The sequence below is a fragment of the Selenomonas sp. genome, from assembly GCF_052169755.1.
Classification (GTDB): Bacteria; Bacillota; Negativicutes; order Selenomonadales; family Selenomonadaceae; genus Selenomonas.
Genome location: NZ_JBQNBV010000165.1, coordinates 1 through 3,792, shown reverse-complemented (window position 1 = coordinate 3,792; position 3,792 = coordinate 1). Strand labels below are relative to the sequence as shown.

General features: G+C 59.6%; 3 protein-coding genes. All 3 read left to right on the top strand.

Features of this window, described 5'->3' with window-relative positions:
* Nucleotides 1-163: 163 nt before the first annotated feature.
* From ACTTKG_RS09645 to ACTTKG_RS09635, 3 genes are read left to right on the top strand one after another with little or no spacing between them, the layout of a single operon-like run.
* Nucleotides 164-811 (top strand): vWA domain-containing protein, encoded by a 648-nt coding sequence (locus ACTTKG_RS09645; protein WP_442673974.1) that lies wholly within the window; start codon nucleotides 164-166, stop codon nucleotides 809-811.
* 40 nt (nucleotides 812-851) lie between these two features.
* A complete protein-coding gene (locus ACTTKG_RS09640) occupies nucleotides 852-2,252 on the top strand; it encodes a protein phosphatase 2C domain-containing protein (RefSeq protein ID WP_442673973.1) in 1,401 nt (466 codons plus the stop codon).
* The gene (locus ACTTKG_RS09635) at nucleotides 2,245-3,711 is read left to right on the top strand and encodes a protein kinase domain-containing protein (RefSeq protein WP_442673972.1); all 1,467 of its coding nucleotides are present in this window, start codon (nucleotides 2,245-2,247) and stop codon (nucleotides 3,709-3,711) included. Before ACTTKG_RS09640 ends, ACTTKG_RS09635 begins: the two co-directional genes overlap by 8 nt.
* The last annotated feature ends 81 nt before the right edge of the window (nucleotides 3,712-3,792 follow it).

Here is a 3,792-nt window from a genome sequence, read left to right as displayed (position 1 = left end):
CTTTGAAATAGAAAAGGTTGCCTGAAAGAAATTTTCAGTGCTATACTTGAGGAAGTATGGATCCAATGAAGTCGCTCAGATTTGCACAGATGCGCGGCTGCATGTATTCGTGCTTTCTTAAAAATAAAAAGGATTTGCTTTAAGATCATGGGAGGTGCCATTCATGGCGGATTATGGACGCAGACTGCCGGTGTATTTGCTTTTGGATTGCTCGGGATCGATGATGGGCGAGCCGATTGAGGCGGTTCGGCAGGGGATCAAGGCGCTTTTGTCGGAGCTTCGCGGCGACCCGCAGGCGCTTGAGACGGCGTATCTTTCGGTTATCACTTTTGCAAGTCAGGTGAAGCAGACGACGAAGCTCACGGAACTCATGCTCTTCAAGGAGCCTCGCCTTGAGGCGGAGGGCTGCACGCTGATGGGCGGCGCCTTGAAGCTCCTCGCGGAATGTGTGCGCACGGAGGTGCGGAAGAATACGGAGACGCAGAAGGGCGATTGGCGGCCGCTCGTTTTCCTGCTGACGGACGGCAATCCGACCGACTTGGAGGATTTTCGGCAGGCAGCGGCGGAGATTAAGTCGCTCAAGCTCGGCAACATCATCGCGTGTGCGGCGGGTGCGGATGCGGATACAAGCTATTTGAAGCAGATCACGGACAACGTGCTGATGATGAATAGTCTTTCGGCAGGCGATATGGCGAAGTTCTTCGCATGGGTCTCCGGCTCGATCAAGATGTCGTCGAAGAGTCTCGACGCAAAGCCCGGTGCGGCGATTGAGCTGCCGCCGCCGCCGAAAGGCTTTACGGTCGTCCCTTGAGCGGGATGGATGGCTGGCGTGTGGAAGGGGTGCAGACGCTTTGACGGGAAAAGAGGAAGCCGCCGCTCTGGCGCAGGCGGCAGATGCGCAAAAACAGGCGCTCATGGGTACGGTGCCAGAAGAGGAAAAAAGCGGGGAAACTGCGGAAAATGCGCCTTTTGAAAAAGGCGCAGCCGCTGGGACGAGCGAAGCGGGCGATGCGCCGCCTGCCGCCGACGAGGAGCCTGCGGCTCTGAGCGATGCGGCGGTACTGGCGCATACGGCATCGCTCTGGCAGTATCACCCTGTACCGACGGATGAGCCGGACGCTGCGCCGGAGTATATGAAAGAAGAACGCAGGCTCGGTACGGCAGACTTCATCGCGTCGCGTGTGCGCGGCAAGAAGCACAAGCACGACGGCACGAACTGCGATGACTGGTTCGCGGCAGCGGAGACCGGCGGCATCGCCATCGTCGCTGTTTCCGACGGGGCAGGCTCGAAGCGCTTCTCGCGCGTCGGTGCGCGTGCGGCGAGCGAGGCTGCCGTAGGCGCGATCTACGAGCAGCTTCGCACCCTGGATGCAGCAGGCGCCGAACAGCGCACCGCTTTCGCGCTTCCCACAGATGATGCGGCGTTCGTTGAGGCATGCGCGAAGCTCAGCGCGGCGCTGCACGAAGGCGTTCTCGCCGCGCGGCGTGCCGTCTTGGCGGCGTTTTACGAGCGATGCGGCAGGGCGGCGTACACGAAGCTCCTCGGCCGCGACATCGCCCTCTCCGACTTTGCCGCGACGCTCCTTGTTACCGTCGTCGTGCCTGTCCCCGAGTGCGCGGAGCTTCTCATACTCTCGTGCCAAGTTGGCGACGGCATGACCTGTGCCGTCAATACGCACGCGCCCTGCGGCAGCGCCGTGAAGCTCATGGGCAAGCCCGACAGCGGCGACTTCTCAGGCGAGACGGACTTTCTGACGAGCGAAGCCATGACGGACGTCTCAAATTTGCAGCGTCGGACGCTCGTCACGCGCGGAGCTTACGATCTCGTCCTCACGATGACGGACGGCGTTGCAGACGACTACTTCAATGCGCAGGAGCTGCACCGTCTCTATCTCGATCTTATGCTCAACGGCGTTTTGCCGAATGTGCAGGACAATGAAATGTTTACGCGCGACGACATCGAATTTTTGCGCAGCCTGCCGCAGCCCGAAGCCGTCCCGTGGGTCAATGACAAGGAAACGCGCGTTGCGCTGCATTCCGCCGAGCATCTTTGCCGCGCGTTGGGAACGACGCAAGAAGCCTTGTGGCAGCGTGCGCATGTGCTGTCTCTGGCTGTTGCGGATACGAGCCTAAAGGATGTCGCTTCGCGTGCGGAACGGCTGAAGATCTGGCTGGACAACTATTTGACGCGCGGTTCCTTCGATGACCGCACGCTTGCGCTGCTCTCGTGGGGAGATGCAGGTCATGCCTAGGGTCAGAGAAGCCATCCTCGCCGACGGCAGAAGGATTCCTTACGTCGTTACGGAAAATCCGCCGCAGGGCGGCATGAAATACACATACTTTGCCCCCGACAAATCTTACGTCGTGCAGTTCTTTCTAAATCCGGACATCGTTGACGAAGCGCTCGTCGATCGGCTGACGGCGATCATCGGACGCTACAATCCGACGATTGCGGAAACGAAGGGCGGCGCGCGCGGCAATACGGTGGAAGCGGCGACATACTTCGCTGATCTTTTTTGCTGGCCGACGGCGCTCGTCGTCAAGCCGGAGTTCGGCATCGTCTGCCCCGCCTATCCAAAGAACTTCTTTTTCGGGCGCGAAGCTTCCAGTCAGATTGATCTCGCCGGCAGGGACAAGAAAGGAAATTGGTTCACGAGCCGCGTGCGCAAGTATCTGAAAAAGGACGAACTTGGCAGCTTTCAAACCATGCTGCGGCTATCCATCGCGCTCGCACGCGCCGTGCGCCGTATGCATCAAGCGGGGCTGGCGCATTCCGATCTTTCGTGCAACAACGTCCTCGTCGATCCCAAGAGCGGCAGCTGCGTCGTCATCGACATCGACTCTCTTGTCGTGCCCGGCCTGTATCCGCCCGAGGTCGCAGGGACAAAGGGCTACATCGCGCCTGAAGTGCTCGCCTCAATGGAGCTTTCTGCCGGCGATGTGCGCCGCGTCGCCCCGAGCCTGTTGACGGATCTCTTCGCGCTGCCCGTGCTTCTCTATCAATATCTGCTCAAGCGTCATCCGCTCGAAGGGCCGAAGAACTACGACCTGCCCGCCGAAGAGGCTGACTTTCTGATCTACGGAGAAAAGGCGCTCTTCGCCGAGCATCCGACCGACCGCTCCAATCGCCCCGAAGGGCTGAAGGTCACGATCCACGATTTAGGGCCGTACCTTGAAAAACTCTTCCTGCGCGCTTTCGTCGATGGTCTGCACGAGCCGGAAGCGCGCCCGTCGGCGTTTGAGTGGGAGAAAGCGCTCGTCAAGACGTGGGATCTTCTGCAGCCGTGCGTAAATCCGCATTGTCCGGAGAAATTTTTTGTCCTGCACGATACGAAAGCGCCGCGCTGCCCCTTCTGCGGCGCTGCTGTGCCCGAACGCCGTGTACTGCATGTAAAGCGTCTGCGCCGCGTGCGCGGCAAGGAAGGGCAATGGCTGCAGTCCGGACTTTTGAACATCTACGACGGTCTGCCGCTCTTTTTGTGGCACTTCATGGAAAACGTATTCCCCGATGAAAAAGCGCGGGATCGTACCGTCAAGGCGTACATATCAAGGCAAAATGGCGCATGGCATCTCGTGAACGATGCTATGGACGATTTGCGGACGCCCGAAGGAGACTTGCTCGCGAAGGGGCAGGCGATGCTCCTTCGTCCGGGTGCGCCTTTCGGCGCATGGGACAGCCCCGACGGCGTCCTGTGGGTGGGGAAGCGGTAGACGCCAATCAGCCTGCGTCCTGCGGACTTGACTTCTTGGACTTTCATTGTAAGCTTAGCGCACAAACGTCCACTTTGTAGA